Below are 22,614 nucleotides of genomic sequence, written 5' to 3' on the forward strand. Positions count from 1 at the left end.
AGGGTTTCCCGCTTGTGACGGCGGACACACCGTAATGAGTATTGGCGCACGTTGGAATGCAACGCAATGCCGAAATTCGCAAGACGGATCTGCGAATATGCAGATATGTCCGGTCGTCCCGCGCATCGCCCCAGCGCCGACGACCTGCTGGTGCTGTTGGCCGTCGGCCGCTCTGGGCGGTTCGTGACCGCCGCCGAGGAACTGGGCCTCAACCACACCACGATCTCTCGGCGAATCACCAGCCTGGAACAGGCACTCGGCGGCAGGGTGCTGGCCCGGGCGGCCGGCGGGTGGGAACTGACCGATCTCGGCCGTGCCGCGCTGTCCGCCGCCGAAAGCATCGAGTCGGCGGTGCGCTCACTGGCTCCCAGCGCCGACGGGACCCCGCCGTTGGAAGGCGTGGTGCGCGTGTCGGCGACCGACGGGTTCAGCGCTTATATCGCGGCACCGGCGGCCGCCCGGATGCAGCTTGACCACCCGCGCGTGACCGTCGAGATCGTCACCGCGACCCGACGCGCATCCCAGCAGCGATCCGGCCTCGACATCGAGGTGGTGGTCGGCGAGCCGCAGGTACGCCGAGCCACGGCCGTGCACCTCGGCGATTACCGGCTGGGACTCTACGGAGCGCGCAGCTACCTGGATCGCCACGGCAGCCCGGGGACAGTTGCGGAGTTGACCCGCTTTCCGCTGGTGTACTTCATCGACTCGATGCTGCAGGTCGACGATCTTGATGTGGCGTCGAGTTCCGTTCCGGCCATGCGGGAATCGGTGACCTCGACCAACGTCTTCGTCCACGTCGAAGCGACCCGAGCGGCCGCAGGTCTGGGATTACTGCCGTGCTTCATGGCCGATCGCCACGAGGACCTCGTGCGGGTGTTGCCCGACCAGCTGGGTCCACGGTTGGGCTACTGGCTGGTGGCCCGCACCGAGACACTGCGCCGCCCCGAGGTCGCCGCGCTGGTCGAGGCGATCAAAGGCCGCATGACCGACCAGCGCGACGTGTTGCTGGGCACCGACGCGGGCTGATCGCAAGTGTTGCGGCACACCCTGATAGCTGGTGGGCTCGACCCATGCCTTTCATCGACCACGACCTCGGCCGCGCCTACTACCGGCACTGGGCCGCGCTGGAGCCGCGTGCGGCCGTCATCTTCCTGCACGGGTTCGGCGAGCACACCGGTGTGTACCACCGGCTGGGCTTCGCTCTCAACGCCGCCGGGATCGACCTGTGGGCCGTCGACCAGTTCGGTCACGGCCTGTCCCCCGGCGCGCGCGGCGACTTCGGCAGGCTCGAGGACAGCTCCGCGCTCGGCGAGAGCCTCACCAAACTGGCCGAGCAGACGACGCCGGGCATTCCGCTTATCGCACAAGGACATTCGTACGGCGCGGTGGTGACCCTGTTCCGGCTCCTCGACCAGCCCCAGCGCTACCGGGCCGCGATCATCTCCGGCGCGCCGGTGGTCCCGGTGCCCGAACTGCTCGACACCGACACCTCATTGGACCTCGACCCGCATTGGCTGTCCGACGATGAGTTCTACCTCGACGCGATGGAGAACGATCCGCTGGCGTTCGTCGAGGCCGACAGCGTGCCGCTGGCCCGTGAACTCGACCGCGCCTGGGACCACTTCGGCTCCGAATTGCCGAAGCTGACCGTGCCCACCCTGGCCATCCACGGCGAACTCGATCCCATCGCCCCGGTCAGCGCGCTGCGCGCCTACGCCGAGCAGATCGAACCGCTACGGCTGCGGGAATTCCCCGGCGCCCATCACGACATCCTCAACGAGACCGTGCACCGCGAGGTGGCCTCGGCGATCCTCGAGTTCATCGGCGAGCAGGCCTGAGCGCTACAGCCAGGTGTCGGGTGTGGTGGTGGTGAGGAAGGCGTCGAGGTCGTCGCGCCATTGCGCCGGGGTGTTCTTGTCCGGCTCGATACCGGTGTACTCGCCGCGATAGAAGAGCAGCGGCCGCGGCTTCTTCTTAGGGACCTCGGACAGAGAGTGCACCGCACCGAACACCACGAAGTGATCACCGCCGTCGGTCACCGAGTGCACGGTGCAGTCGATGTGCGCCAGCGTGCCGTCGATCACCGGAGACCCGAGTTTACTTGGGGTCCAGTCGATTCCACCGAACTTGTCCGGCTCCTTCGACCCGAACCGGGCCGAAACGTGCTGCTGCTTCTCGTGCAGGATGTTGACGCAGAACTTGCCGCTGGCCTCGATCGCGGCCCAGGACCGCGACACCTTGGTCGGGCAGAACAGCACCAGCGGCGGATCGAGCGACAAGGCGGCGAACGACTGGCAGGCGAATCCGACCGGCGTGTCGTCGTGGACCGTCGTGATGATCGTGATGCCGGTGCAGAACTGCCCCAGCACGTGGCGGAACGTGCGGGGGTCGATATCCGCGGCGGACATCGGCTACTTGAACCCGACGGAGAAGTCGTGACCCCAGAGACTGACCGCGGTGCTCTCCCTGGCGATCCACCCGTCATCGTCGACTTCGAGTCCCTCACAACCGAACTCGATATCGAAGCCGCCGGGGGTCTTCATGTAGAAGGACAGCATCTTGTCGTTGGTGTGCCGGCCGAGCGTGGCCGACATCTTGACCTTGCGGCGGTTGGCGCGGTCCAGGCACAGGCCGACGTCGTCGGAGTTCTCCACCTCGACCATCAGGTGCACGATGCCGGTGGGGTTCGGCATCGGCATGAACGCCAGCGCATGGTGGCGCGGGTTGCAGCCGTAGAACCGCAGCCAGATCGGATCACCGTCGGCCGGCCGCCCGGCGAGCTGCGGGGGCAGGCTCATCGAATCCCGCAACCGGAAGCCCAGCACATCCTGGTAGAAAGCCTGTGCGGCAGCGTCATCGTCGCACGTGAGCACGACGTGCCCCAGACCTTGTTCGGCGGTGACGAACTTGTGGCCGTACGGGCTGACGAAGCGGCGGCCCAGGTACTGCGCACCGTGGAACGCTTCGAGGACATTGCCTGCCGGATCGGAGAACCGGATCAGGCCTTCGACCCGACGCTCGGACTTCTCCTCACGGGTGCCTTCGACGAAGTCGACGCCCGCCTTGGCCAGGGTTTCGCGAAGGCCCTGCAGCGCAGGCGCATCGGCCACCTCCCAACCGGAGATCAGCAGCCGGTCGCGGTCGCCCGGCACGATCACCAGGCGGGCGGCGAAATCGTCCATCCGCAGATAGAGCGCATCGGGGATCGCCCCGTCACCCTCCACCATGCCGAGTACCTTGAGCCCGAATTCTCGCCAGGCCGCCACATCGGTGGCCTCAATCCGCATATAGCCGAGCGCCTTTAGCGTCATGCCCCACCTCCGAGGAAATCAACGGTCAGCTTGTTGAACTCGTCGAATTTCTCCAACTGAGCCCAATGTCCACATTGCCCGAAAACGTGCAGCTGCACACGCGGAATCTGCTTCAACGCCACCAGTGCGCCGTCGAGCGGGTTGACCCGGTCCTCGCGGCCCCAGATCAGCAGCACCCGCTGACGCAGCTTGTATACGTCACGCCACATCATGCCGAGCTCGAAATCGGCTCCCGCGAACGACTTTCCCATCGCCCGGGCAGCTGCCAGCGACTCCGGGGTGCTGGCGATCGCGAACCGTTCCTCGACGAGCTCCGGGGTGATCAGCTTCTGGTCGTAGACCATGATGCGCAAGAACTTCTCCATGTTCTCGCGCGTGGGGTCGGCGGTGAACCTTCCCAGCAGCTTGACGCCCTCGGTGGGATCGGGGGCGAACAGGTTGACCGACAGCCCGCCCGGCCCCATCAGCACCAGCCGGCCGGCTCGCTTGGGGTTGTCCAGGGCGAACCGCACCGCGGTCCCCCCGCCCAGCGAGTTGCCGACCAAGTCGGCGCGCTCGATCTTCAGATGATCGAACAGGTTAAGCAAAGCCGTTGCGCTGTAACGGTTGTACTGCTCGTGCTCGGCGTGCTTGTCGGAGTGCCCGTAGCCGGGCTGATCGACGGCGAGCACATGGAAGTGCTTGGCCAGCACCGCGATATTGCGCGAGAAGTTCGACCAGCTGGAGGCACCGGGACCGCCGCCGTGGAGCAACACCACGGTCTGCGGATTGCCGACACCCGCCTCGTGGAAGTGCAGCCGCATATCGTCGCGGACCTGCGCGTAGCGCGAGGTGGACTCGAAGGTCAGCTCCCGCTGCGACTCCACTTCCTGGATGAAGGACGACATCGGGTGATCCCGTTACACCATCGTGTCGCCGAGCGGCAGCCCGAATGCCTGGTTGCCGAACATCACGTAGGCGCGCTCGGCGTCGTTGGCGGCGTGCACCCGGCCGGCGTGTGCGTCTCGCCAGAACCGTTGCAGCGCAGTGTCAGTGCCGAGCGCGGTGGCGCCGGCAGACTCGAAGAGCCGGTCGACGGATGCGATCGCCCGCTGGGTGGCACGAACCTGGTCGCGGCGGGCCTTGGCGCGCAGCTCCAAGGGAATGTCCTCGCCGGCCAGCAGCAGCTTGTACTCGGCGGCCAGGTTGCCCGACAGCTGGGTCCAGGCCGCGTCGATATCGCTGGACGCTTCGGCAATGCGGACCTTGGCGAACGGATCGTCCTTGGCCTTCTCACCGGCGTACGCGGCGCGGACCCGCTTGCCCTGGTGCTCGACGTGAGCGTCGTAGGCGCCGTAGGCCATTCCGACGATCGGCGTCGAGATCGTCGTGGGATGCATGGTGCCCCACGGCATCTTGTACACCGGTGCGGTGTTGGTCTGCAGCCCGGGCGAAGCCAGATCACCCATCGCCTTGAACGACGTGAACCGGTGTCGCGGAACGAACACGTCCTTCATCACCAGGGTGTTGGAGCCGGTGCCCTTCAGGCCCACCACGTGCCAGTCGTCCTCGATGCGGTAATCGCTGATCGGGACGAGGAAGCTGCCGAAGTCCACCGGGCGCCCGTCCTTGATGACCGGGCCACCGACGAAGGTCCAGGTGGCGTGGTCACATCCCGAGGACCAGTGCCAGGCGCCGTTCACGAGGTAGCCGCCGTCGGTGACGACGCCCGCGCCCATCGGAGCGTAGGACGAGGAGATGCGGACAGTCGGATCCGCACTCCAGACGTCTTCCTGGGCCTGCTGGTCGAAGTGCGCCAAGTGCCAGTTGTGCACACCGAGGATGCCGGCCACCCAGCCGGTCGACCCGCAGGCGCTGGCGAGCCGTCGGACGGCCTCGTAGAACATCGTCGGGTCGCTCTGCAGGCCGCCCCACTGCTCGGGCTGGAGCAGTTTGAAGAACCCGACCTCGTCGAGTTCGGCGATCGTGGCATCGGGGATGCGGCGCAGGTCCTCGGTTTCCTGAGCGCGCTCGCGCAGCTTTGGCAGCAGTTCGTCGATGCCGGTGAGAACCGACTCGGCGTCACGCTGTTGAATAGACGTCACTGCATGCCTCCCAGAAGTGCGTTACTGGACCAAGACTAGAACACGTTACTCTTTGTGTCGAGCAGCGCGAGCCTGCGGCTGGTAGCGATATGTAAAGCGATTTCTGTAACCTGTTCTAGTTGGCTGGAGGGAAGGCTAAGCAACGTGACACAGGTTCCACCGGACGAGCCACTGGGCAGCCATGTGCTCGAGTTGGAAGTGACCGACGTCGTCGAGGAGACCGACGATTCGCGATCACTGGTGTTCGGGGTACCCGCCGGCGCGGACATTCCCGCCGATCGCCTCAAGTACGCACCCGGCCAATTCCTGACGCTGCGCGTCCCCAGCGACCGCACCGGTTCGGTGGCCCGCTGCTATTCGCTGTGCAGCTCGCCGTTCACCGACGACGCCCTGACCGTCACCATCAAGCGCACCGTCGACGGCTACGCGTCGAACTGGCTGTGCGATCACGCGTACCGCGGTATGAAGATGCACGTCCTGGCCCCGTCGGGCACGTTCGTGCCCAAGACGCTGGACGCCGACTTCCTGCTCATCGCGGCGGGCAGCGGGATCACCCCGATGCTGGCCATTTGCAAGTCGGCGCTCTCCCAGGGCAGTGGCCAGGTCACCTTGCTCTACGCCAACCGCGACGAGAAGTCGGTGATCTTCGCCAGCACGCTGCGCGACCTGGCCGCCAAATACCCCGACCGCCTGAGCGTCGTGCACTGGCTGGAATCGGTCCAGGGTCTGCCCAGCGTCGCGGCGCTGAGCAAGCTGATGGCGCCGTACACCGACCGGCAGGCGTTCATCTGCGGGCCCGGCCCGTTCATGAACGCCGCCGAGGAGGCCCTGTCGGCGCTGTCCGTCCCGGCCAAGCAGGTGCACATCGAGGTGTTCCGCTCGCTGGAGACCGATCCGTTCGCCGCGGTGAAGATCGAAGACGAGGGTGACGAGCCGCCGGCCACCGCCGTCGTCGAGCTCGACGGGCAGACCCACACCGTGTCGTGGCCGCGCAGCGCCAAACTGCTCGACGTGCTCCTCGACAAGGGGCTCGACGTGCCGTTCTCGTGCCGCGAGGGGCATTGCGGCGCGTGCGCGGTGGTCAAGCGCAGCGGCGACGTCGAGATGGACGTCAACGATGTCCTCGAGCCCAGCGATATCGAAGAGGGGCTGATCCTGAGCTGCCAGGCCAGGCCGACCTCCGATTCGGTGGAAGTCACCTACGACGAATAGCTCGGCGCTAGGTTGTCATCAGGTGTCGGGGAGCTGGCGATGACGATGGGACACCACAGCATGGGGCTTCCTCGCGTGATGGGCACACTGGTGACGGCGGGTCTGGCGATCACGCTCGCGCCACCGGCGGGTGCGGCCGTCGATACCGCTGACACCTCGTTCCCGGTCAACGACACCACTCAGCTCGAGATGCACGCCCGGGTGGACTGTTCGATCGCGGCCAAGACATGCGAGTTCTCCACATCGGCCAATCTCCGTACACCCGAAGGGGTCACCGGGTTTCCGGATGATCTGTGGGCCAAGCAGAGCACCGAGATCCGCTCGATGGACCGGACCACCTACCTCGACGTGAAGGCGTACGGCGGCCCGTTCACGAAGGTGTTCAAAGAGGGCGGGCCCGACGTCATCACCACGATGTACTTCGGCGGCGGGCCACCGGACAAGTACGTGACGACCGGAACCATTTGGCCCACAGACTATTCCACGGGTCAGCCGCGGACCGAGGGCACAGTGATCGTGTGCGCGCACGTGCAGGTGGTCTACAGCGGGGTGAACATCACCTCGCCGAGCACCTGCGCCCAGCCTCGGTTCTCCTAGCGGGGCAGCCCCAGTAGTCGTTCGCCGGCGAGCGTGAGCAGGATCTGCTCGGTGCCGCCGGCAATGGTCAGGCACCGGGTGTTGAGGAAGTCGTGCACGTACCCGTCGATGAGGAGGCCACCCGACTCGCACAGTTCCTGACGGAATTCGGCGAGGGCTTGACGGTGTCGCACGCCAATCAGCTTGCGCGCGCTGGCTTCTGCGCTGGTGTCGTGACCGCCGACGGCCAGCTGTGCGATCCGCTGGTCGAGCAGCGAGCCCGCCTGCGCGGACAGGATCAGCTTGGCGGTCTGGTCGGCCAGGGCGGTGTCGAGCTCGCGCTCGGCGACCGTGCGCAGCATCTCCTCGACCGGGTTGCCCAGTGCGGTGCCCTGCGCCATCGCGACCCGCTCGTTGGCCAGGGTGGTGCGGGCCAGCCGCCAGCCGTCGTTCACGGTGCCGACCACCATCTCGTCGGGCACGAAGACGTCGTCGAAGAACACCTCGTTGAACAGCTCGTCGCCGGTGATCTCGCGCAGCGGCCGGACCAAGAGGCCCGGCGAGCGCATATCGATCAGGAAGTAGGTGATGCCCTTATGTTTGGGGGCGTCGGGATCGGTGCGCGCCAGGCACACACCCCAGTGCGCCTTCTGCGCGGCCGAGGTCCACACCTTCTGCCCGGTGAGCTTCCAACCACCTTCGGCGCGAACAGCTTTGGTGCGCAGTGCGGCCAGATCCGACCCGGCACCCGGCTCGGAGAACAGCTGGCACCAGATGATGTCGCCGCGCAGGGTGGCCGGCACGAACTGTTCGATCTGTTCGGGGGTGCCGCCCTCGAGGATCGTCGGCACTGCCCACCAGCCGATCACCAGATCGGGGCGTTGCACGTCGACCTTGGCCAGTTCGGAGTCGATGAGCAGCTGCTCGGCCGGCGAGGCTTCGCGGCCGTACGGCTTGGGCCAGTGCGGGGCGAGCAAGCCGGTCTCGGCCAGCGCGGGCTGCCGCTTGTCGGCCGGAAGTTTCGCCACTTCAGCTGCGGCAGCGGCAATTTCGGGCTGCAGATGCGCGACCGACTCCAAGTCGATGTGCAGCTCGCGGCGCGCACCGTCCAGCGTCAGTGCGGCAACGCGGCGCAGCCATTTCGGGCGGCCACCCATGATCTGGCTGATGCTGTAGGCACGGCGCAGGTACAGATGAGCGTCGTGCTCCCAGGTGATTCCGATACCGCCGAGCACCTGGATGCAGTCCTTGGCGTTGACCGTGGCCGACTCGATGCCGATCGCGGCGGCAATGGCGGCGGCGATGGCGAGCTGCTCGTCGTCGCTACCGGACGCGGCGACCGCGGCGTCCGCGGCGGCGACGGCGGCCTGCTGTGAGCGCAGCAGCATCTCGGCGCACATGTGCTTGATGGCCTGGAAGCTGCCGATCGGCTTGCCGAACTGCTCGCGCACCTTGGCGTACTCGACCGCGGTGTCCAGCGTCCAGCGCGCCAGGCCGGCCGTCTCGGCGGCCAGCACGGTGGCGGTGAGGTCTTCGAACCGGCGGCGCGATACCGGCAGCGTCGCCGCGGGTGCGGCGTGAAGCGTCACCTTGGCCAGCGGGCGGGAGAAATCGGTGGCGGCGAGCAGCTCAACGGTCACGCCGTCGGCGCCGGCGTCGACCACGACGACGTCGTCACCCACCGGCAACAGCAGCACACCGGCCGGATCCGCCCCCAGCACGTACTCGGCGGTGCCCGACACGCGGTCGCCGTCGAGCGCGAGATCCGCGGCAAGGGCCAGGCCCGCGGTGGACTCCCCCGCCATCAGGGCTTCGAGCAGTTCGGGGTCGGCGACCACCAGCGTGGCCACCACCGTGGTCGCGACCGGACCGGGGATCAGCGCCCGCGCGGCCTCCTCGACCATGGCGCAGACATCCTGGATGGACCCGCCGGCACCGCCGGCGTCCTCGGAGACCGCGACACCGAACAGGCCCAGCTCAGCCAGGCCGCGATACACCGGACGCCAGGCGTCGGGTGTGCCGTGTTCGACCTCGCGGACCGCGGCATAGGCGCCGGAAGAGGCGGCCCAGCTGCGGACCAACTCGCGGGCGGCAAACTGTTCGTCGGTGAGGGTCGCAGACACCGTCGGCTCCTAGGGTTCACAAAGCACGGGCGCTGAAAGATCTTCTCGGCCCACTAGAACGTGTTCTAATAGTGCCAGCGATCAACAGTCAAGTCGACCGGCATCGCAGCAGGACACGCGGCCGTCCAGGGGGACGCAGAGGTACGCGACGCAGTGTAGCGATGCGTATCGTTTCCTCCAGAAACGGCCCTTGGAAGGAGCTGACCGCACCCATGTCATCGCCAGCGCAGAAATCGTCGGCAGGCGGTGCGGGTTCGCAGCCACGCGAGGTGATGCCGGTGTCAGTTCTCGCCGAATCAGAACTCGGGTCAGAAGCCCAGCGTGAGCGCCGCAAGCGCATCCTGGACGCGACCATGGCGATCGCCTCCAAAGGCGGCTACGAGGCCGTTCAGATGCGCGCGGTGGCCGATCGGGCTGACGTGGCCGTCGGCACGCTGTACCGCTACTTCCCGTCGAAGGTCCACCTGCTGGTTTCGGCTCTGGCCCGGGAGTTCGAGCGCATCGACTCCAAGACCGACCGGTCGGTGGTGGCCGGCGGTTCACCGTTCCATCGGCTGAGCTTCATGGTCAGCAAGCTGAACCGGGCGATGCAGCGCAACCCGCTGCTGACCGAGGCCATGACGCGGGCCTACGTGTTCGCCGATGCCTCGGCTGCCGGTGAGGTTGATCACGTCGAGAAGATCATCGACAGCATGTTCGCCCGCGCCATGAGCGACGGCGAGCCGACCGAGGACCAGTACCACATCGCCCGGGTGATCTCCGATGTGTGGCTGTCCAACCTGCTGGCTTGGCTGACCCGCCGGGCCTCGGCAACCGACGTCAGCAAACGACTCGATCTCGCCGTGCGCCTGCTGATCGGCGACGACGGCGAGTCCTAGGACCCCGTGCCCGATCTCCCAGACGATGTGCATAGCGCGCTGATCGACGTCGCCCGCGTGCCCCGGTTGTTGGTGGCATCCGATTTCGACGGCACCGTCGCGCCGATCGTGTCCAACCCGGGCGACGCCCGGCCCATCCCGGCCGCCGCCGAGGCTTTGGCGGCGCTCGCGACACTGCCGTCGACGAGTGCCGCCCTGATTTCCGGACGGGCACTGCGCGACCTGCGGGTGCTCTCCGGGGCGCCCGACGTCGTGCACCTGGTGGGCAGCCACGGCTCGGAGTTCGACGCCGGCTTCCTGGATGCGATCGACGACTCGGCCAAGGCGCTACTGGCCGAGCTCGAACAGACGATGACCGCCTTGACCCAGCGCTATCCCGGCGCGACGGTGGAGATCAAACCAGTCAGCGTCGCCTTCCACGTCCGCAACGCCGATCCCGGGCACGCCCAGCAGGCGCTGGACGATGCGCTGAATGCGGTGCGGGACTGGGATATTCACATCACCGAGGGCAAGGCGGTCCGCGAGTTCGCCGTCATCGACACCGACAAGGGCGCCGCGCTCGACCAGCTGCGGCAGGCGGCCGAGGCGAATGCGGTGGTGTTCTTCGGCGACGATGTCACCGACGAGAAGGCGTTCGCCAGGCTGACCGACGACGACATCGGGGTGAAGGTGGGACCTGGTGACACCCTGGCCCGCTACCGCGTGGACTCCCCCGACGATGTCGCGACCGCGCTGAGCGTGCTGCTGCACGCTCGCTCACGTTAGGCCGGCGGGCCCGCCGTTCGCCCGCGCACCAATTCGGTGGGCAGCACGTCGATCACCGGCAGGCCGTCGCGTGGTGGGCTGTGCAGCAGCCGGCCGGCGCGCTTGCCCTTCTCCAGGCTGTTCTGCGAGACAGTCGTCAAGCCTCGGCTCAGCGCCTCCGGAATCCCGTCGAACCCGGTGACCGTCATCTTCCCGGGCACGTAAATGCCATGGGCGCGTAGGTAATCCATCGCCGCTATGGCGAGCACGTCCGCGGTACACATCAACGCGGTGATCCTCGGGTTGGTCTGCAGCGCCAGCTCGGCGGCCACCGCACCCGAGGCGGGCAGATGCTCGTAACTCTCGACGATGGTGAGTGTTTCGGGATCCAGTCCCGCCGCGGCCATCGCGTCCCGCACGCCGCCGATCCGCTCGTTCTGGACGTGAAAGTTCGAACTTTCCAAGCGTTCTGCGGTCACCAGGCCGGCGGTCTGATCGTCGACGCGCCGTTCGGTGCCCAGCCGCATGGTCAGCAGGCCGATTTCGTGATGGCCCAGACTGATGACGTAGTCGGCGAGTTCCCTTGTGGCCGCGCGGTCGTCGATGCACACCCGTGACGCGCCTGGCACGTCCCTGGGTTGGTCCACCACGACGATCGGGACGTGGCGCTGCAGCACGGTCTGCAGATACGGGTCGTCGTCGGACGCGGCGTACACCACGAAGCCGTCCACCCCGGCACCCAGCACCGAGCTGGTGCCGTCCGAGAGGTTCCGGTCCGGCCCGACTGCCACCAGCAGCAGGCCCTGACCAACCTCCTCACACGATTCGGCAAGTCCGGCAACGAAATTCAGCGCGGCCGGATCGCTGAACGCGTAGGTCAGCGGCTCGGTGATCACCAGGCCTACCGCGCCGGCCTTGCGTGTGCGCAACGAACGGGCCACCGGATCCGGGCCGGCATACCCCAGCCGCTTCGCGGTGGCCAGCACCCGCTCTCGCAAATCCGCCGACAACTGGTCGGGCCGGTTATAGGCGTTGGAGATCGTGGTCCGCGAAACCTTGAGCTCGGCGGCCAATGAAGCCAGAGTCGCCCGCCGCCGCGGCGCGGGACTTCGGGACATGCAACGTGAGGTTAATGCATGGACTTGCGTTCGACCGGTACCAATGCCCTAGAGTTATTGGAAACGGTTTTCATTTGTATTAGGGTTACCTGAGTTGAAAGGAGCGATCGTGCGCGCTGCTGCGATCCGGGCGGTCATCGGTGTGTCGGTGTTGACGCTGACGGCGGGGCTCACCGCATGCGGTGGCGACAAGTCGCCGAGCACCACACAGGGCAAAGCCCCGACCGTGGTGGCCTCCACCGACGTCTGGGGCAGCGTCGCGCAGGCCGTCGCCGGCGACCACGCCAAGGTGACCTCGATCATCACCAGCGCCTCGGCCGACCCGCACTCGTTCGAGGCCAGCCCGGCGAATGCCGCCGCCATCGCCGATGCCTCACTGGTCGTCTACAACGGCGGCGGATACGACCACTGGGTCGACGACGTCCTGTCCAGCCACCCCGGGGTGGCCTCGGTGGACGCCTTCTCGCTGCTGCAGGTTCCCCCCGGCGAGCCGCAGCCGGCCAACGAGCACGTCTTCTACGACCTGGACACCGCCAAGGCCGTCGCCGCGAAGATCGCCGACAAGCTGGCCTCGGACGACCCGGCGCACGCCGCCGACTACAAGTCCAACGCCGAGACCTTCGACCGCAACGTCGATGCGATCTCCCAGACCGAGAAGGCCATCCGCACCAGCCATCCGGGCGCAGCCGTCGTCGCCACCGAGCCGGTCGCCCACTACCTGCTGGTGGCCGCCGGCCTGACCGACAAGACACCGGCCGGCTTCGCCAGCGCCGTCGAACAGGACACCGACCCCGCCCCCGTCGACGTGGCGGCCATGCTGGACCTCATCAAGGGCCGCCAGGTCGCCGCGGTCGTGTTCAACGAACAGACCATCACCGAGGTGACCAAACAGGTCCAGGCCGCCGCTCAGAGCGCCGGAATCCCGGTCGTCAGCGTCACCGAGACGCTGCCCGAGGGCAAGGACTACCTGGCCTGGCAACGCGATACCGCCGACCGGTTGAGCGCCGCCCTGCAGCAGAACCGATAATCACTGCTTGTGGGTGCCGAGATCGTCTGCTTGTCGGGTGCCCGGCTGGCGTTCGGGGACCGCGTGCTCTGGGACCATCTCGATCTGAAGGTGGCTCCTGGTGAGTTCATCGCCATCCTCGGGCCCAACGGCACCGGCAAGACGTCCTTGTTCAAGGTGCTGCTCGGGCAGCTGCCGCTGAGCGCGGGTACCGCCACGATCGAGGGCCGCCCGATCGAAGCGGGCAGCGAGCGGATCGGCTATGTGCCCCAGCACCGGTCGGTCGACCGGGGGCTGAGCCTGCGCGGCCGCGACCTGGTGCGCCTCGGGGTGGATGGCCACCACTGGGGTATCGCGCCGTTCACCCGTAAAGAGCGTCATCACCGCCGCGAGGTCGTCGAGCGGGCGCTGGCACAGGTGCGCGCGCTCAAGTTGGCGAAGGTTCCGGTCGGGGTGATGTCGGGCGGCGAACTGCAGCGGGTGCGCATCGCGCAGGCACTGGCCAGCGATCCGTCATTGCTGCTGTGCGACGAGCCCTTGCTCAATCTCGACCCGGCCAGCGCCCGGCTGGTGGCCCAGCTGATCGACCGGCGCCGCCAGACCGGCACCGCGGTGATGTTCGTGACGCACGAGATCAATCCGGTGGTGCCCTACGTCGACCGGGTGCTGTACCTGGTCAACGGGCGGTTCCGGATCGGCACGGTCGCCGAGGTGATGACCTCGGAAACCCTCTCGGAGCTCTATCAGGCCGACATCCAGGTGGTGCAGGTCGGCGATCGCTACGTCGTGGTCGGCGAACACCTGGACCACTCCGGCCACACCCATGGACACACCCATGAATGACCGCTTCTCCCACCTGCTGGACCACCTGTTTTCCTTCGACATCACCGCCGATCTGCTGGGCCGCGGGTTCGTGCAGCAGGCGCTGATCGCGGCGGCGCTCCTGGCGTTGGTGGCCGGACTGATCGGGCCGTTCATCGTGATGCGCCAGATGTCGTTCGCCGTCCACGGTTCCAGTGAGCTGTCGCTGACCGGCGCGGCGTTCGCGCTGCTGACCGGATTCAACGTGGGGCTCGGCGCGCTGGTCGGCAGCGCACTGGCCGCGATCCTGTTCGGCATCCTCGGCCAGCGGGCCCGTGAGCGCGATTCGGCGATCGGCGTGGTGCTGGCGTTCGGGCTGGGCCTGGCAGTCTTGTTCATCCACCTGTATCCGGGCCGTGCGGGCACCAGCTTCGCGCTGCTGACGGGTCAGATCGTCGGCGTCGGGTATTCGGGGCTGGCGCTGCTGGTGGCGGTGACGGTGTTGGTGACCGGTGTGCTGGCGTTCAGCTACCGGCCACTGCTGTTCGCCACCGCGGACCCGGAAGTCGCTGCCGCGCGCGGTGTTCCGGTACGCGCGTTGGGCATCGTGTTCGCGGCCCTGGTCGGTGTGGTGGCCGCGCAGGGTGTGCAGATCGTCGGTGCGCTGCTGGTGATGTCGCTGCTCATCACGCCGGCGGCCGCGGCGGCGCGGGTGTTCAGCTCACCGGCCGCGGTGATCGCGGCGTCGGTGGTGTTCGCCGAACTGTCGGCGGTGCTCGGCATCGTTTTGTCGCTGGCGCCGGGGGTGCCGGTGTCGGTGTTCGTCACGACGATCTCGTTCGTGATTTATCTGGTGTGTTGGGCGATCAGCCGGCGGCAAGTGGACCCCGCCGCCGCCTAGAGTGGCGTTTGTGACGACCGTCGACCTGAACGCAGACCTGGGCGAAGGCTTCGGTGTCTGGGAACTCGGTGACGACGCCGCGATGCTCGACGTCGTCACCAGTGCCAACGTGGCCTGCGGGTTCCATGCCGGCGATCCGGCCGGGCTGGCTGTTGTGACGCGGGCCGCCGCCGAACGCGGAGTTCGGATCGGCGCCCAGGTGAGCTACCGCGACCTGGCCGGATTCGGCCGCCGCTTCATCGACGTCGCACAGGCCGAGCTGACCGCCGAGGTGATCTACCAGATCGGCGCGCTGCAGGCGCTGGCCCGTGCCGCCGGATCCGATGTCAGCTACGTCAAACCCCATGGCGCGCTGTACAACACGATCGTCACCCATCGCGAGCAGGCCCGCGCGGTCGCCGAGGCGGTGCACGCCGTCGACCAATCGCTGCCGGTGCTGACCCTGCCCGGTTCGGTGTTCCTCTCCGAGGCGCAGCGGCTCGGATTGCGCACGGTGACGGAGGCATTCGCCGACCGCGCCTACCGCCCTGACGGAACGCTGGTCTCCCGCCGCGAAGAAGGGGCGGTGTTGCACGACCCCGAGCAGATCGCCGATCGGGTAGCGCAGATGGTGCAGCACGGTCAGGTCATGGCCGTCGACGGATCGCGGATTGACGTTCGCGTGGAATCGGTCTGCGTACACGGTGATTCACCGGGCGCGGTGAACATCGCCACCGCGGTTCGCGAACGACTGCTGCGCGACGGCGTCGACCTGGTGGCCTTCGTCTGATGCGGCTCAAACTCGGCAGACCCGATATCGGCAACTACCGCAATCGATTCGACGTGCCCGACGCCGATGTGGATGCCGCACTGTCGATCACGTGGCTCGGGGTTTCGACACTTCTCGTCGATGACGGCACCTCGGCGGTCCTGACCGACGGTTTCTTCTCCCGCCCGAGCCTGCTGGATGTCGGGCTGCGCCGACTGGCCCCGTCGGACTCGCGGATCGACTACTGCCTGAACCGGGCCCAGATCAACCGGCTGGCCGCGGTGCTGCCCGTGCACACCCACTACGACCATGCGATGGATTCCGCTCTGGTCGCCGCCCGAACCGGAGCGCGACTGATCGGCGGTGAGTCGGCCGCCAATATCGCTCGCGGACATGGTCTTCCGTCCGATCAGATTGTGGTCGCCGGATCCGGTGAGGAGCTGACCCTCGGGCCGTTCGACGTCACGCTGATCGAATCGCACCACTGCCCGCCGGACCGCTTCCCCGGCCCGATCACCACCCCGGTCGTACCGCCCGCGAAGGCGTCGGCATTCCGCTGCGGGGAGGCCTGGTCCACACTGATCCACCACACACCCAGCGACCGGCGGCTGCTGATCCAGGGCAGTGCCGGCTTCCTGCCCGGCGCGCTCGACGGCCGCCGCGCCGATGTCGCCTACCTCGGTGTCGGGCAGCTCGGCGTGCAGCCGCAGGACTACATAGAGCAGTACTGGGAGCAGACGGTGTCCGCCGTCGGCGCGCGCCAGGTGCTGCTCATCCACTGGGACGACTTCTTCCGGCCACTCACCGAGCCGATGATTGCGCTGCCGTATGCCGGTGACGACCTCGACGTGTCCATGCGGGTGCTGTCGAGACTGGCCGAGCGCGACGGGGTCGGCCTGCACCTGCCCACGGTGTGGCAGCGCGCCGATCCGTGGACCTGATCACCCCGTGCTGATAGTCGCCCTTGTCGCGCTGGCGGTCGTGCTGGTCTTCGCGATCGCCCGGCCGGGCGGCTGGTCGGAGGCGTGGGTCGCGGTCCCGGCCGCCGCGGTGGTCGTCGCGGTCGGCGCGGTATCCACCTCCGACGCGCTCGCCGAGATGGACCGGATGCTGCCGGTCGTCGGATTTCTGGCAGCGGTACTCGTGCTGGCCAAGCTGTGCGACGACGAGGGTCTGTTTCACGCCGCGGGAACGTGGATGGCACGCGGTAGCAGCGGCAAGCCGAAACGGCTACTGGGACAGGTGTTTCTGATCGCGGCGGCCACGACTGCGATCCTGAGTCTGGATGCGACGGTGGTGTTGTTGACCCCGGTGGTGCTGGCCACCGTGCGGGCGATGCGGGTGCCAGCGCGCCCGCACCTGTATGCCACCGCGCACCTGTCCAACTCGGCTTCGCTTCTGCTGCCGGTGTCCAATCTGACAAATCTGCTGGCGTTCAGCGCTGCCGGGCTGTCGTTCACCCGGTTCTCGGCGTTGATGGCCGCTCCGTGGGTGGCGGCGGTGGCGGTCGAATACTTTCTGCTGCGGTTGGTGTTTCGGCGCGATCTCGCCGACGTGCCCGCCGAGAGCCCGCCACCGCCCGCCGAGAAGCCGGTGTTCGTTCTCGTCGTCCTCGGCCTGACGCTGGTCGGGTTCGCGGTGACCTCGTTCGCCGGATTGTCGCCGGCGTGGGCGGCGCTGGCCGGCGCGGTGGTGCTCGGGGTGCGGTCATTGGCGCAGCGACGCAGCACAATTGGCGGGGTTGTGCACTCGGCGCAGATCCCGTTCCTGCTGTTCGTGCTGGCGTTGGCCGTGGTCGTCAAGGCGGTGATGGTCAACGGGCTGGACCATGCCGCCGCAGACGTGCTGCCCACCGGTGGCGGGCTGGCGGCCCTGCTCGGGATCGCAGCGGTGGCCGCACTGCTGTCCAACGTCGTGAACAATCTGCCCGCCGTTCTGGTGCTGCTTCCGCTGGTGGCCGGCGGCGGACCTGCCGCGGTGCTGGCGGTGCTGATCGGGGTGAACATCGGCCCCAACCTGACCTACGCCGGATCGCTGGCGAACCTGTTGTGGCGCAGAGTCCTTCACCAAGAAGGTGAGTCGACGAGTGCGCGTGAGTTCACCTGGCTGGGTGCGCTGACGGTGCCGGCCTGTCTGGTGGTTGCGGTGGTGGCGCTATGGGCCGGGGTCGAGCTGATCGGGGTCTAGCGGCGGCGCTGGCGGGCGATCTCGGCCAGCACCACACCGGCCGCGACTGACGCGTTCAGCGACTCGGTCGGCCCCGCCATCGGGATCGACAGCACCGCATCGCAGTTCTGCCGGACCAACCGCGAGAGTCCCTTGCCCTCCGAGCCGACGACGACCACCAGCGGGCCGGAGGCGTCGAACTCGTCGATCGTCGTGTCACCCTCGGCGTCGAGCCCGACCACCTGCAAACCGGCATCGGCCCAGTCCTTGAGCGTGCGGTTGAGGTTCGTCGCCCGCGCGACCCGAACGCGTGCGGCCGCACCGGCACTCGTGCGCCATGCGACCGCGGTGACCGAGGCTGAGCGCCGCTGCGGGATCAGCACACCGTGACCGGCGAAGGCCGCCACCGAACGGATGATCGCGCCCAGGTTGCGCGGATCGGAGATGTTGTCCAACGCCACCAGCAGTGCTGGTTCGTAGTCGGACGTGGCCGAGGCCAGCAGATCATCGGGGTGCGCGTAGTCGTACGGCGGGACCTGCAGGGCGATACCCTGATGTAAACCGTTGGCGCTCAACCGGTCCAGGTCGGTGCGCGGCACCTCGAGGATCGCGATCCCGCGGTCGGCGGCAAGCGTGACCGACTCCGTCATCCGCTCATCGGCTTCGGCCCCCAGCGCCACGTACAGCGCGGTCGCCGGCGCGTTGGCGCGCAGGCACTCCAGCACCGGGTTGCGGCCGAGCACCATTTCGGTCTCGTCGGTCGGTTTCGTGGTCCTACGTTGCGTCTGCTTGGCGGCAGCAGCGGCACGGCGGGCCGCCGGGTGCCCGGTGCGCGCGCTCGCGGGCGGGGTGGCACCACGGCCCTCGAGACCGCGCCGACGCTGACCGCCGGAGCCGACGGTCGGGCCCTTCTTGGTGCCTTCCTTGCGGATTGCACCACGGCGCTTGGAGTTTCCGGCCATCTACTTACTGCCTTCGTGTAGCGCCCACTGCGGTCCATCGGAGGTGTCGGTGACCTCGATGCCGGCTTCCTTGAGCCGGTCGCGAATCTCGTCGGCCAGGCCCCAGTCCCGGGTCTGGCGGGCCTCGTCGCGGCGGTTGAGTTCAGCACGCACCAGGACGTCCACCGCGCCCAGTGCGGCCGACGTCTCATCGCGGAGCTCCCAGCGCTCGTCGAGCGGGTCGCAACCGAGAATGCCCATCATGGAACGGATCTCGCCTGCTTTGGTCAACGCGGTCTCGTGGTCGCCGGAGTCCAGCGCGCGGTTGCCGTCGGCGCGCGCGGCGTGCACCTCGGCCAGTGCGGCGGGCACCGCCAGGTCGTCGTCGAGTGCGGCCGCAAACTTCTCGGTCCAGGCGCCCGGCACGACCGCACCGACGCGGGTGCGAACGCGGTGCAGGAATTCCTCGATACCGGTGTAGGCCTTCACCGCGTCCTGCAGGGCGTTCTCGGAGAACTCCAGCATCGACCGGTAGTGCGCACTGCCCAGGTAGTAGCGCAGCTCGGCGGGCCGAACCCGTTGCAGCACAGCCGGAATCGCCAGGACGTTGCCCAGCGACTTGCTCATCTTCTCCCCGCCCATGGTGACCCAGCCGTTGTGCAGCCAGTACTGGGCGAAGCCGTCACCGGCGGCACGTGCCTGGGCGATCTCGTTCTCGTGGTGCGGGAACACCAAATCCATACCACCGCAATGGATGTCGAATGCGGCGCCGAGATACTCATGGGCCATCGCCACACACTCGGAGTGCCACCCCGGCCGGCCGCGTCCCCACGGCGTCGGCCAGGACGGCTCGCCCGGCTTTGCGCCCTTCCACAGGGTGAAGTCACGCTGGTCGCGCTTGCCCGTGCCCGCGCCCTCACCCTGGTGCACGTCGTCGATCTTGTGGCCGGACAGCTTGCCGTAGTCCGGGAAGCTCAGGACGTCGAAGTAGACGTCGCCGTCGCCGGTATAGGCGTGGCCGGTGTCCACCAGACGCTCGATCAGGTCGACGATCTGGGTGATGTGACCGGTCGCGCGGGGTTCGGCCGACGGCGGCAGCACACCGAGTGCGTCATAGGCCGCGCTGAACTCCCGCTCGTGGGTCGCCGCCCACTCCCACCACGGCCGGCCGGCGTCGGCGGCCTTGGTGAGGATCTTGTCGTCGATGTCGGTGACGTTGCGGATGAACGCGACGTCGAATCCCTTGGCCATGAGCCAGCGGCGCAGGACGTCGAACGCGACACCGCTACGGACGTGGCCGATATGCGGTAAGCCCTGCACGGTCGCACCGCACAGATAGATCGAGGCGTGGCCGGGACGCAGCGGCACGAATTCGCGGACGGCACCGGTATAGGTGTCGTGGAGCCGCAGGCCGGTTGAGGTCACGACGCGCCAGCTTACCGGCCTATTCGGCGTTATTTGGCACCGAGGCTGATCCGGACACCACCAGCGCGGTGGCGATGGCGGCCATACCCTCGCCGCGGCCGGTCAGCCCGAGGCCGTCCGTGGTGGTTGCCGACACCGACACGGGCGCGCCCAGCAGCTCGGAGAGCACCCGTTGGGCCTCCTCCCGGCGCGGGCCCACTTTCGGGCGGTTGGCGATCACCTGGACGGTCGCGTTACCCACCGTGAAGTCCGCCGCGGCAAGCAGGTCGCGGAGATGGGCCAGCATCTGGGCGCCGGTGACGCCGCGCCACTGCGGCTGGTCCACGCCGAAGACCGTGCCCAGATCACCGAGGCCGGCCGCCGACAGCAGCGCGTCGCACAGCGCGTGCACGGCGACGTCGCCATCGGAGTGGCCCGAGCAGCCGTCGGCGCCGTCGAACAGCAGACCGAGCAGCCAGCACGGCCGGCCTGCCTCGATCGGATGAACATCGGTACCCAGCCCGACGCGCGGGATCATCACGCGTCCAGCAGGGCCAGCGCCAGCCGGAGATCCAGCGGCGTGGTGATCTTGAAGGCCAGGGTGTCGCCGTCGACGGTGGACACCGGGGTGCCCAGGTACTCGACCAGCGAAGCGTCGTCGGTGACGGTGGCGCCGCCCGCGCGTTCGTAGGCGCGGCGAATCAGCGCCGTTTCGAAGCCCTGCGGGGTCTGGACGGCGCGCAGCCCGGACCGTTCCGGGGTGCCGAGAACGACGCCGTTGGAGTCGACGGCCTTGATGGTGTCGGTGACCGGGAGTACTGGGATGACCGCTCGCTGGCCCTCCCGCAGGGCGGCGACCACTCGCTGGATCTGCTCGACCGGCGTCAGCGGCCGGGCGGCATCGTGGACGAGGACGAACTCCGGCTCGCCGATCGCGTCCAACGCACGGCGGACGGTCTCGGGGCGTTCCGGGCCGCCCTCGACGACGGCGGCGCGGCCGTCGAGCAGCAGCTTGGTCTCCTCGACCCGATCGGATGGCGCGGCGACCACGACACGGTCGACGACGCCGGACGCGAGTAACCCGTCGACAGCGCGTTCGAGCATGGTTTTACCAGCGAGAACCACGAATGCCTTCGGGATGCCCGCGCCCAGCCGTTCACCGGAACCGGCGGCCGTGACGACCGCGACCGTGTCCGTCACTGAACCCCTCAGGGCAGTCAGGACGCGGCGGCCAGAACCTCGTCGAGGATGGTCTCGGCCTTGGCGTCATCGGTGTTCTCGGCCAGGGCCAGCTCGCCCACGAGGATCTGCCGAGCCTTGGCCAGCATGCGCTTCTCGCCAGCCGACAGACCGCGCTCCTGATCCCGGCGCCACAGGTCGCGCACGACCTCGGCGACCTTGTTGACGTCTCCGGACGCCAGCTTCTCGAGATTGGCCTTGTAGCGGCGCGACCAGTTGGTCGGCTCTTCGGTGTGCGGGGCGCGCAGCACCTGGAATACCTTGTCCAGGCCCTCCTGCCCGACAACATCACGCACACCGACGTATTCGGCATTGTCGGCGGGAACTCGGACGGTGAGGTCTCCCTGGGAAACCTTCAAGACGAGATATTCCTTCTGCTCGCCTTTGATGGTCCGGGTTTCAATGGCCTCGATCAACGCAGCACCGTGGTGTGGATAGACAACGGTGTCTCCGACCTTAAAAATCATCAGTTTCGAGCCCCTTTCACATTGCAATGTTAGCACGGGGGCCGACAGCGTGTGGAACAACGATGCAGGTCAGGGGCATCACGGGTGAAGAGTGGGGGTTGACAGGGTGACGAAAGCGTGCAACACGCGGGCCTTTTCGGGGCCCCAGCACACCCCGCCCGGACCGGCTCTGTGAACTTCCGTCACACCGCCATGAACCCTCAGCTACCGCCGCGCGGCACTACCTACTACTGTGCATAGTCGAACCGAGGCGGCGCGACGGTGCCGTCCGCACAGGCCGAGCAGGAGACTGTTGTGAACCGCTTGACGAATCGCCTCGTGGCCGCATCCGCTGGCCTGGCTGCGTGCGGCCTGATTCTGACGGGTTGTGGCGCGGGACAGATCTCGCAGACCGCCGATCAGGAATCGGCCGTCAACGGCTCCACCGGCAATGCCGGCAACATGGCGCTGCGCAACGTCCACATCCAGGCAGTGCAGTCTGGTGACGCCCTGAAGCCCGGCCAGACCGTCGAGTTGGTCTTCGTGGCGGCAAACACGTCCCCGGACACCAACGACAAGCTGGTCAGCGTCAGCACCGACGTGGGAACGGTCGCCGTCACCGGCGCCACCGCCATCCCTGCGGGTACCTCGCTGATCGTCGGCACCCCCGACGGCCAGCCCGAGGCCGCCGCCCTGGGCAGCGCACAGCCGACCAAGGCCGAAGTGACGCTCAGCCAGCCGATCACCAACGGGCTGACCTACAAGTTCACGTTCGACTTCGACAAGTCCGGCCAGGCCACCATCTCGGTGCCGATCTCGGCGGGCGGCGCCGAGCGCCAGGACGGCGATCCGGTCGGCGGCCACCACTAGCGGAGCTGACACGGTCGGTTAATCCGCCGATCTGTCACACCCACCC

At 67.8% G+C, this 22,614-nt stretch carries 24 protein-coding genes; 13 read left to right on the forward strand and 11 right to left on the reverse strand.

Features of this window, described 5'->3' with window-relative positions:
- Nucleotides 1-105 precede the first annotated feature (105 nt).
- Together EV580_RS12550 and EV580_RS12555 are read left to right on the forward strand one after the other, a co-directional pair.
- Entirely contained in the window at nt 106-1,026 is a 921-nt protein-coding gene (locus EV580_RS12550) for a LysR family transcriptional regulator (RefSeq protein ID WP_286171552.1), read from the forward strand.
- Nucleotides 1,027-1,070: 44 nt separating this feature from the next.
- Complete coding sequence (locus EV580_RS12555; RefSeq protein ID WP_133691504.1) at nt 1,071-1,838, forward strand: alpha/beta fold hydrolase; 768 nt, start codon at nt 1,071-1,073, stop codon at nt 1,836-1,838.
- Between the two features lie 3 nt (nt 1,839-1,841).
- Here the strand turns inward: EV580_RS12555 and hsaB are convergent, their stop codons facing one another.
- From hsaB to hsaA, 4 genes are read right to left on the reverse strand one after another with little or no spacing between them, the layout of a single operon-like run.
- Nucleotides 1,842-2,408 (reverse strand): 3-hydroxy-9,10-secoandrosta-1,3,5(10)-triene-9,17-dione monooxygenase reductase subunit, encoded by a 567-nt coding sequence (gene hsaB, locus EV580_RS12560; protein WP_133691505.1) that lies wholly within the window; start codon nt 2,406-2,408, stop codon nt 1,842-1,844.
- A 3-nt stretch (nt 2,409-2,411) separates the two neighbouring features.
- Nucleotides 2,412-3,311, reverse strand: a complete 900-nt coding sequence (gene hsaC / locus EV580_RS12565) for an iron-dependent extradiol dioxygenase HsaC (protein ID WP_133691506.1) — start codon at nt 3,309-3,311, stop codon at nt 2,412-2,414.
- On the reverse strand, nt 3,308-4,198 hold the full coding sequence (hsaD, locus tag EV580_RS12570) for a 4,5:9,10-diseco-3-hydroxy-5,9,17-trioxoandrosta-1(10),2-diene-4-oate hydrolase (protein WP_133691507.1): 891 nt from the start codon (nt 4,196-4,198) through the stop codon (nt 3,308-3,310). The genes hsaC and hsaD overlap by 4 nt, the downstream gene beginning before the upstream one ends.
- Before the next feature lie 12 nt (nt 4,199-4,210).
- Complete coding sequence (gene hsaA / locus EV580_RS12575) at nt 4,211-5,395, reverse strand: 3-hydroxy-9,10-secoandrosta-1,3,5(10)-triene-9,17-dione monooxygenase oxygenase subunit (protein ID WP_133691508.1); 1,185 nt, start codon at nt 5,393-5,395, stop codon at nt 4,211-4,213.
- Between the two features lie 144 nt (nt 5,396-5,539).
- Here hsaA and EV580_RS12580 point away from each other — a divergent pair, with 144 nt between their 5' ends.
- Together EV580_RS12580 and EV580_RS12585 are read left to right on the forward strand one after the other, a co-directional pair.
- Complete coding sequence (locus EV580_RS12580) at nt 5,540-6,607, forward strand: ferredoxin--NADP reductase (protein ID WP_133691509.1); 1,068 nt, start codon at nt 5,540-5,542, stop codon at nt 6,605-6,607.
- A 45-nt stretch (nt 6,608-6,652) separates the two neighbouring features.
- A complete protein-coding gene (locus tag EV580_RS12585; RefSeq protein ID WP_370629522.1) occupies nt 6,653-7,204 on the forward strand; it encodes a hypothetical protein in 552 nt (183 codons plus the stop codon).
- Here the strand turns inward: EV580_RS12585 and EV580_RS12590 are convergent.
- Entirely contained in the window at nt 7,201-9,306 is a 2,106-nt protein-coding gene (locus tag EV580_RS12590) for an acyl-CoA dehydrogenase family protein (RefSeq protein WP_133691510.1), read from the reverse strand. The genes EV580_RS12585 and EV580_RS12590 overlap by 4 nt on opposite strands.
- 278 nt (nt 9,307-9,584) lie before the next feature.
- Here EV580_RS12590 and kstR point away from each other — a divergent pair, with 278 nt between their 5' ends.
- The gene (gene kstR / locus EV580_RS12595; RefSeq protein WP_165934444.1) at nt 9,585-10,184 is read left to right on the forward strand and encodes a cholesterol catabolism transcriptional regulator KstR; all 600 of its coding nucleotides are present in this window, start codon (nt 9,585-9,587) and stop codon (nt 10,182-10,184) included.
- A gap of 6 nt (nt 10,185-10,190) precedes the next feature.
- A complete protein-coding gene (otsB, locus tag EV580_RS12600) occupies nt 10,191-10,949 on the forward strand; it encodes a trehalose-phosphatase (RefSeq protein ID WP_133691512.1) in 759 nt (252 codons plus the stop codon).
- On the opposite strand, the gene EV580_RS12605 is transcribed toward otsB, so the two are convergent.
- On the reverse strand, nt 10,946-12,046 hold the full coding sequence (locus EV580_RS12605; protein ID WP_133691513.1) for an Rv3575c family transcriptional regulator: 1,101 nt from the start codon (nt 12,044-12,046) through the stop codon (nt 10,946-10,948). The genes otsB and EV580_RS12605 overlap by 4 nt on opposite strands.
- A gap of 109 nt (nt 12,047-12,155) precedes the next feature.
- Between EV580_RS12605 and EV580_RS12610 the strand changes: the two genes are divergently transcribed.
- Genes EV580_RS12610 through EV580_RS12635 form a run of 6 tightly spaced genes read left to right on the forward strand, consistent with a single transcriptional unit; the run spans nt 12,156 to nt 17,689 of the window.
- Nucleotides 12,156-13,073: a metal ABC transporter solute-binding protein, Zn/Mn family gene (locus EV580_RS12610; RefSeq protein ID WP_133691514.1), complete on the forward strand. Its 918-nt coding sequence runs from the start codon at nt 12,156-12,158 to the stop codon at nt 13,071-13,073.
- Between the two features lie 9 nt (nt 13,074-13,082).
- Nucleotides 13,083-13,895 (forward strand): metal ABC transporter ATP-binding protein, encoded by an 813-nt coding sequence (locus tag EV580_RS12615; RefSeq protein WP_133691515.1) that lies wholly within the window; start codon nt 13,083-13,085, stop codon nt 13,893-13,895.
- On the forward strand, nt 13,888-14,754 hold the full coding sequence (locus EV580_RS12620; protein WP_133691516.1) for a metal ABC transporter permease: 867 nt from the start codon (nt 13,888-13,890) through the stop codon (nt 14,752-14,754). Before EV580_RS12615 ends, EV580_RS12620 begins: the two co-directional genes overlap by 8 nt.
- Nucleotides 14,755-14,764: 10 nt before the next feature.
- Complete coding sequence (locus EV580_RS12625; RefSeq protein ID WP_133691517.1) at nt 14,765-15,523, forward strand: LamB/YcsF family protein; 759 nt, start codon at nt 14,765-14,767, stop codon at nt 15,521-15,523.
- On the forward strand, nt 15,523-16,443 hold the full coding sequence (locus EV580_RS12630; protein ID WP_133691518.1) for an MBL fold metallo-hydrolase: 921 nt from the start codon (nt 15,523-15,525) through the stop codon (nt 16,441-16,443). The genes EV580_RS12625 and EV580_RS12630 overlap by 1 nt, the downstream gene beginning before the upstream one ends.
- Nucleotides 16,444-16,453: 10 nt before the next feature.
- The gene (locus tag EV580_RS12635; RefSeq protein WP_166654728.1) at nt 16,454-17,689 is read left to right on the forward strand and encodes an SLC13 family permease; all 1,236 of its coding nucleotides are present in this window, start codon (nt 16,454-16,456) and stop codon (nt 17,687-17,689) included.
- Here EV580_RS12635 and rlmB read toward each other — a convergent pair.
- Genes rlmB through carD form a run of 5 tightly spaced genes read right to left on the reverse strand, consistent with a single transcriptional unit; the run spans nt 17,686 to nt 21,719 of the window.
- Nucleotides 17,686-18,630, reverse strand: a complete 945-nt coding sequence (rlmB, locus tag EV580_RS12640; RefSeq protein WP_133691520.1) for a 23S rRNA (guanosine(2251)-2'-O)-methyltransferase RlmB — start codon at nt 18,628-18,630, stop codon at nt 17,686-17,688. The two genes, EV580_RS12635 and rlmB, sit on opposite strands and share 4 nt — an antisense overlap.
- A complete protein-coding gene (cysS, locus tag EV580_RS12645; protein ID WP_133691521.1) occupies nt 18,631-20,034 on the reverse strand; it encodes a cysteine--tRNA ligase in 1,404 nt (467 codons plus the stop codon). It abuts the gene before it with no gap.
- 19 nt (nt 20,035-20,053) lie between these two features.
- Nucleotides 20,054-20,551 (reverse strand): 2-C-methyl-D-erythritol 2,4-cyclodiphosphate synthase, encoded by a 498-nt coding sequence (gene ispF / locus EV580_RS12650; RefSeq protein ID WP_166654682.1) that lies wholly within the window; start codon nt 20,549-20,551, stop codon nt 20,054-20,056.
- Entirely contained in the window at nt 20,551-21,213 is a 663-nt protein-coding gene (ispD, locus tag EV580_RS12655; RefSeq protein WP_133691523.1) for a 2-C-methyl-D-erythritol 4-phosphate cytidylyltransferase, read from the reverse strand. Before ispD ends, ispF begins: the two co-directional genes overlap by 1 nt.
- 17 nt (nt 21,214-21,230) lie before the next feature.
- A complete protein-coding gene (gene carD, locus EV580_RS12660) occupies nt 21,231-21,719 on the reverse strand; it encodes an RNA polymerase-binding transcription factor CarD (protein ID WP_003882506.1) in 489 nt (162 codons plus the stop codon).
- 294 nt (nt 21,720-22,013) lie between these two features.
- Here carD and EV580_RS12665 point away from each other — a divergent pair, with 294 nt between their 5' ends.
- Entirely contained in the window at nt 22,014-22,568 is a 555-nt protein-coding gene (locus EV580_RS12665; RefSeq protein ID WP_133691524.1) for a copper chaperone PCu(A)C domain-containing protein, read from the forward strand.
- Nucleotides 22,569-22,614: the final 46 nt, after the last annotated feature.

It is taken from the genome of Mycobacterium sp. BK086, assembly GCA_004362315.1.
Lineage (GTDB): Bacteria > Actinomycetota > Actinomycetes > Mycobacteriales > Mycobacteriaceae > Mycobacterium.

Coding starts and splice junctions, on each gene's coding strand:
- carD (WP_003882506.1), bottom strand. CDS start 21,719: ATGATTTTTAAGGTCGGAGACACCGTTGTCTATCCACACCACGGTGCT.
- hsaD (WP_133691507.1), bottom strand. CDS start 4,198: ATGTCGTCCTTCATCCAGGAAGTGGAGTCGCAGCGGGAGCTGACCTTC.
- EV580_RS12620 (WP_133691516.1), top strand. CDS start 13,888: ATGAATGACCGCTTCTCCCACCTGCTGGACCACCTGTTTTCCTTCGAC.
- EV580_RS12585 (WP_370629522.1), top strand. CDS start 6,653: ATGGGACACCACAGCATGGGGCTTCCTCGCGTGATGGGCACACTGGTG.
- ispF (WP_166654682.1), bottom strand. CDS start 20,551: ATGATCCCGCGCGTCGGGCTGGGTACCGATGTTCATCCGATCGAGGCA.
- rlmB (WP_133691520.1), bottom strand. CDS start 18,630: ATGGCCGGAAACTCCAAGCGCCGTGGTGCAATCCGCAAGGAAGGCACC.
- EV580_RS12630 (WP_133691518.1), top strand. CDS start 15,523: ATGCGGCTCAAACTCGGCAGACCCGATATCGGCAACTACCGCAATCGA.
- hsaC (WP_133691506.1), bottom strand. CDS start 3,311: ATGACGCTAAAGGCGCTCGGCTATATGCGGATTGAGGCCACCGATGTG.
- hsaB (WP_133691505.1), bottom strand. CDS start 2,408: ATGTCCGCCGCGGATATCGACCCCCGCACGTTCCGCCACGTGCTGGGG.
- EV580_RS12550 (WP_286171552.1), top strand. CDS start 106: ATGTCCGGTCGTCCCGCGCATCGCCCCAGCGCCGACGACCTGCTGGTG.
- EV580_RS12555 (WP_133691504.1), top strand. CDS start 1,071: ATGCCTTTCATCGACCACGACCTCGGCCGCGCCTACTACCGGCACTGG.
- EV580_RS12605 (WP_133691513.1), bottom strand. CDS start 12,046: ATGTCCCGAAGTCCCGCGCCGCGGCGGCGGGCGACTCTGGCTTCATTG.